Source organism: uncultured Roseobacter sp., assembly GCF_947491795.1.
Classification (GTDB): Bacteria; Pseudomonadota; Alphaproteobacteria; order Rhodobacterales; family Rhodobacteraceae; genus Roseobacter.
Genome location: NZ_CANLKW010000046.1, coordinates 1 through 209, shown reverse-complemented (window position 1 = coordinate 209; position 209 = coordinate 1). Strand labels below are relative to the sequence as shown.

1 protein-coding gene is annotated in these 209 nt (G+C 56.0%); it reads left to right on the top strand.

Annotated elements, in window-relative coordinates; translation table 11 throughout:
• Positions 1-25 precede the first annotated feature (25 nt).
• Positions 26-209 (top strand): GGDEF domain-containing protein (locus Q1A34_RS22000; protein WP_300039661.1); only part of this gene is annotated, 184 nt, incomplete at its 3' end.

Below are 209 nucleotides of genomic sequence, written 5' to 3'. Positions count from 1 at the left end.
AAGCCGGAAGTCCAATGACAGCATCATGACTTTTGCAGAAACGCTGCGCATTGCCATTACCGAACCGATCGATTTCAATGGGTTACAATGTCAGATCGGGGCGACCATCGGCCTCGCGACATGGTCGCCAGGCGATCCGGTAGGTGTGGAGCAGGCGTTGATGGATGCCGACACTGCTTTGATCGCCGGCAAGTCCATGGGACGCAATC